This window comes from Desulfovibrio sp. 1188_IL3213, assembly GCF_036763145.1.
Taxonomy (GTDB): Bacteria; Desulfobacterota; Desulfovibrionia; order Desulfovibrionales; family Desulfovibrionaceae; genus Desulfovibrio.
Window position 1 is genome coordinate 1 of record NZ_JBAIYR010000207.1, and the last position, 3,995, is coordinate 3,995.

A 3,995-nucleotide genomic window follows, 5' to 3' on the forward strand; every position below is an offset into this window, starting at 1 on the left:
CCAGCAGACCCAGAGCACATGCCCCATGGTGCTCATGCGCACGTCCTTGCCCTCGGGAAGGCGAGACAGTAACTGTGATAGCTGGGCCATTAACAAAGTCCTTTATGGCGGTACGGGCATGATATATACTGCCGGAAAAAATACGGCTGCGCGCGGCTCAAACAAAGGCGGTGCATATGGATATTAACAAAACTCTTCAGGAACTCAAATCCCGCCCCGGCTTCGCCGACCATGTGGGCATGATGCTTGTCCATAACGGCGTGGTACGCGGCTGGTCACGCAATGACCACAGCACCGTGACCTCTGTGCATATTACCCCGGACAGGGAAAAGATGGCCGTCATTGTGCGCGAAATGGAACAGCGCCCCGGCATTTTCGCCATTGTGGCCGATGCCGAAGAAGGACTGCTCAAACCCGGCGACGACGTCCTTTTCCTTGTGGTTGCCGGTGACATACGCGAAAACGTCAAGGCAACCTTTGCCGAACTGCTGGACAGAATCAAGGCCGAAGCCGTCATCAAGCAGGAAAATTTCGAGGCATAGTCCTGCACTCCGGCACGGGCCGTCACATGTATTCTATCGGCCGTGTCTGTAAAAAAATAAGCCCGTTATTCGCTTTTTGCACTTTACCTGCGAGCGCACGTTTTTTGCGCAAAAAGCGGCAGTAAAACACGGCCGGCATGCGTTCGGGCAGAAAAAAATGCCTGCGCGCATGCCCGGCAAGCCGCGGAATACTTTTCGTTTTTTCAGTTGATGCCGCCGCAACCCGCATTGCCAATCCGGCATTTATGTCTTATTTTAAAGGGATGCCGCCAGCCTCAGGCTGCCCGGAAACACACTTTCAGGGATGCCCCAGTGCGCAGCGTTGACGCGCTGGCAGGGCAAAAGGCGGTTTGCCCGCGCCCAACAGAGGAGACTTCATGTTCGGCTTTCTTTTCAAGAAAATATTCGGCAGCAAGAACGACCGGTATCTGCGCCGTCTGCGCTCCCAGGTACAGAGCATCAATGCTCTTGAGCCGCAAATGCAGGAGCTGGCGGACGAAGACTTCGCCGCCCGCATTCTTCAGTACAAAAAGGCCGTGCAAGAAAACGGCCAAAGCCTTGATGCCCTGTTGCCGGAAGTGTTCGCCCTTGTGCGCGAAGCCTCGCGGCGCGTGCTCGGCATGCGCCACTATGATGTGCAGCTTATAGGCGGCATGGTGCTGCACAAAGGCAAAATCGCGGAAATGAAGACAGGTGAAGGCAAAACCCTTGTCGCCACCCTGCCCGTGGTGCTCAACGCCCTGTCGGGCAAGGGCGTGCACGTGGTCACTGTCAACGACTACCTGGCCAAGCGCGATGCGGCCTGGATGGGCCAGCTCTACGGCTTTTTGGGCCTGAGCACCGGCGTCATCGTTCACGGCCTGGACGACGGCGAGCGCAAGCAGCAGTATCAGTCCGACATCACCTACGGCACCAATAACGAATTCGGTTTTGACTACCTGCGCGACAATATGAAGTTTTATGGACACCAACTGGTGCAGCGCGGGCACAATTACGCCATCGTTGACGAAGTGGACTCCATTCTTATTGACGAGGCCCGTACGCCTCTCATCATTTCCGGCGCGTCCGACGAGTCGGTGGGCATGTACCGCATCGTGGACGAGGTGGTGCGCAAACTGCGGCCCGAGCACTATACCATTGACGAAAAGGCCCGCACCGCCATGCTCACCGATGAAGGCGTGGCCTGCTGCGAGGAACTGCTCAAGCTGGACAACCTGTTTGATCCCGCCAACATCACGGCGCAGCACCATGTGATGCAGTCGCTCAAGGCCCATCAGGTTTTCAAGCGCGATGTGGACTACATTGTGCAGGAAGACCAGGTGGTCATTGTTGACGAATTTACCGGCCGCCTCATGGCGGGCCGCCGCTATTCCGACGGGCTGCATCAGGCGCTGGAAGCCAAGGAAGGCGTCACCATCGCCGCCGAAAACCAGACTCTCGCCTCCATCACCTTCCAGAACTATTTTCGCCTGTACGACAAGCTCTCGGGCATGACCGGCACAGCCGACACTGAAGCCGTGGAATTTCACCAGATATACAACCTGGAAGTTATCTCCATTCCGCCCAACCGGCCCATGCAGCGCAAGGACTACCCTGACCTCATCTATCGCAGCCGTCAGGAAAAATTTGACGCCATCGTTGAGGCCATCGCCGAACTGCACAAAAACCGCCAGCCCGTCCTGGTGGGGACCATTTCCATCGAAACCTCCGAAATGCTTTCGCATCGCCTGAGCAAGCTCGGCGTTCCCCACAACGTGCTCAATGCCAAGCAGCATGAAAAAGAAGCGGAAATAGTGGCCCAGGCCGGTCAGCCCGGCAAGGTCACCATTGCCACCAACATGGCCGGGCGCGGTACGGACATCGTGCTCGGCGAAGGCGTGGTGGACCTTGGCGGCCTGCATATTCTGGGTACGGAACGCCACGAAAGCCGCCGCATCGACAACCAGTTGCGCGGCCGCTCAGGGCGCCAGGGCGACCCCGGCTCTTCACGCTTCTATCTGTCGCTCGAAGACGACCTCATGCGCCTTTTCGGTTCCGACCGCATCAAGGGCCTTATGGAAAAGCTGGGCCTGCGCGACGGCGAAGCCATTGAAAACGCCATGGTCACCCGCGCGGTGGAGGGAGCGCAAAAGCGCGTGGAAGCCCACCACTTTGAAATCCGCAAGACCCTGCTGGACTATGACAACGTCATGAACCAGCAGCGCGAGGTCATCTACGCTCTGCGCCGTGAAATTATGGTCGAGGAAGACCTTGACCCGGTGATGGACGAGTTCATGAACGACGTGCTTGATGACGTGTACAGCACGTTGGACGGCGTGCCTGTGGACGATCACAACGGCTTGCGTGAGGCCGCCTTCGCCCGCTTGCGCGATGTTTTCAACCTGGATCGCGTGCTGCCTGAAAATGCGCCCCTGCCCGAGCGTGAAGAATGCGAACCCCTCATACGCAAGGTGCTGGAAGAACTGCGCTCCGAAACCGGCGAAAGCTACCGGGACATCCAGCGCTACTTCATGCTGGAAGAGCTTGACCGCTGCTGGAAAGAGCACCTGCGCAACATGGACGCCCTGCGCGACGGCATCGGCCTGCGCGGTTACGGCCAGCGCGACCCCAAGCTGGAGTACAAGCGCGAAGGTTTTGAAATGTTCCAGGCCATGCTGTTCCAGATTCGCGAAAACGTGTTCCGAGCTCTCTGCCGCGTGCGCGTGGCCCCGGCGGAAACCGCTCCCGTGGAGGCCATTGAGATCGCTCCCGAAAGCGAAGAACCTCAGGGGCAGCCCCTGGCGCGGGAATACCGCCATAAGGAAGACCGGGGCAACCTTTCCTATTCCGGGGGGGGCGATTCCGAAGAACCGCGTAATACCCCGGCAAAGGCCGCGCCCCGCATTGGCCGAAACGATCCCTGCCCCTGCGGCAGCGGCAGGAAGTATAAAAAATGTTGCGGCGCAGATAAATAAGCGGATAAATAGTATGAATGGCCTGAGTGCGCGGGTGCGCGCTCAGGCTGCAAGCCCCCTGTCCTCCTCATGCATGGGCCAAACGAGCACCAGGTGAGCAGGTGAACGCCAGATAAGCGCACTACAAGAGCGGCTGCAGTGATTTACGCCGCGAGTATTTAAAAAGAGCGGTTCCCGCAAAGGGAACCGCTCTTTCATATTTCGCGTCTTCTGCCGCCCGCTACGCAGGCGGCCCCAATAAAGACAGCAAGCTCATTTCAAAGTTTTCATTCAGCCGAAACATGCGATTTCCGGCTGAATCCACGCCACGTTGCCGCGCGCTGCACTTTCGTGCAACGTTGAGCATTTACACTTTTTCAAAGTTAAAGCGCTCTAGAGCAGATTAACTTTGAGAATATACATTCTCAAAGTTTAAGGCACGCTCACTTCGGCGTTTAACCGCGCAGATAAACTGCGCTTACGCCTCCGTAGCGAACGTCTGCTCACGCAGCCGTCCGAG

General features: G+C 57.6%; 3 protein-coding genes. 2 read left to right on the forward strand and 1 reads right to left on the reverse strand.

From position 1 onward, the window contains the following. The first annotated feature begins 176 nt into the window (after positions 1–176). Entirely contained in the window at positions 177–542 is a 366-nt protein-coding gene (locus V6C16_RS08865) for a molybdenum cofactor biosynthesis protein MoaE (protein ID WP_333534681.1), read from the forward strand. A gap of 22 nt (positions 543–564) precedes the next feature. Here V6C16_RS08865 and V6C16_RS08870 read toward each other — a convergent pair whose 3' ends face one another. Further along, on the reverse strand, positions 565–771 hold the full coding sequence (locus V6C16_RS08870) for a hypothetical protein (protein ID WP_333534680.1): 207 nt from the start codon (positions 769–771) through the stop codon (positions 565–567). A gap of 148 nt (positions 772–919) precedes the next feature. On the opposite strand from V6C16_RS08870, the gene secA reads away from it, so the two are divergent. Beyond that, a complete protein-coding gene (gene secA, locus V6C16_RS08875; RefSeq protein WP_333543035.1) occupies positions 920–3,496 on the forward strand; it encodes a preprotein translocase subunit SecA in 2,577 nt (858 codons plus the stop codon). Positions 3,497–3,995: the final 499 nt, after the last annotated feature.

What these genes read in the sequence shown, in the direction of transcription:
- V6C16_RS08865 (WP_333534681.1), top strand. Translation starts at nt 177, where the DNA reads ATGGATATTAACAAAACTCTTCAGGAACTCAAATCCCGCCCCGGCTTC.
- secA (WP_333543035.1), top strand. Translation starts at nt 920, where the DNA reads ATGTTCGGCTTTCTTTTCAAGAAAATATTCGGCAGCAAGAACGACCGG.
- V6C16_RS08870 (WP_333534680.1), bottom strand. Translation starts at nt 771, where the DNA reads ATGCGGGTTGCGGCGGCATCAACTGAAAAAACGAAAAGTATTCCGCGG.